The following is a 1,043-nucleotide window of genomic DNA, read 5'->3' as shown; positions in this document are numbered from 1 at the left end:
CTCATAGCCGGCAAAGCTATCACCGCCGGTCAGGCAGAGTTAAAGGGGGAAAATGTTGAGCTACTGGTGCGTGAAGGCGACATCCAACTGGGATGGAGACAGCCTGAGTCATTATTACCCACCATTTCGGCGGATAATCATTTGCGGATTTCCGCGGGCCGCGATCTGGATCTTTCCGGTATCCGGTTAGCTAAATCCCGTCATCTGACATTCAGTGCGGGCCGTCACCTGGATGCCTACCAAAGTCACTTGAATGCGGCGGGCAATATTCATCTGTTTGCGGGCCAGGATTTAGTTTTGCAGAGAGCGCGGATCAGTGCCGGGCAACAAGTCACGCTCAGTGCGGGTCACGATATCAATATGTCTCGTCCCAATACGCAGCAGGCGTCAGACAGTCTGTTTTATTTATCCGAATTATATGGATTTGACAAACTATTAGCCTTAAAAGAACGGCTGACCTCGGTTGATTTATCCGAATTAGGCACACAAATCACCGCGGGTGATGACCTGCAACTCAGTGCGGGGGGCGATATCGTGGGTAAGATGGCCAGATTAACCTCGACGCAGGGAAATGTGTCGGTTAACGCTGGCCAGGACTTAATTTTCTCTGCCCAAAAATATTCGCCGATTAATGATGGCGATAAACACTACCTGTATGCCACCGGCGCCATCAACGCGGCGCAAAATCTCACCTTAGTTGCGGCAGGCAACCTGCTGACAGCCGGCACCCACCTGACATCCGGCAGGGATATGCAGCTTTCCGCGGGTGGAGATGTTCGCTTTGAATCGCGACAAGAATTTATCCGCGAGGGGAATATTGAGCGCTTTACGCAACATGCCAGTCGGTTGACCAGTGGTGGCGCATTAACTCTCCGCTCTCAGGGCAGTATTTTATTCCAGGCGACGGCGTTAATCGCCAAAGGGGTAATGGATATTGCGGCAACCGGCGGTTTTCTCTATGCGCAGGCCATGGAAGAAACCTATAAAAGTGAAGAAACGCGGAAACGCTGTCAAGGTTTCGGCCCCATAAAGTCGTGTAAAGT

The 1,043-nt window shown here is 51.7% G+C and carries 1 protein-coding gene; it reads left to right on the top strand.

Annotated elements, in window-relative coordinates; all coding sequences use genetic code 11:
* Positions 1-1,043 (top strand): hemagglutinin repeat-containing protein (locus AM629_RS21180; RefSeq protein ID WP_200905788.1); only part of this gene is annotated, 1,043 nt, incomplete at both ends.

Source organism: Photorhabdus heterorhabditis (assembly GCF_001280945.1).
Lineage (GTDB): Bacteria > Pseudomonadota > Gammaproteobacteria > Enterobacterales > Enterobacteriaceae > Photorhabdus > Photorhabdus heterorhabditis.
The sequence above is the reverse complement of the archived record's forward strand: the minus strand, read 5'-3'. Positions and strand labels throughout refer to the sequence as shown.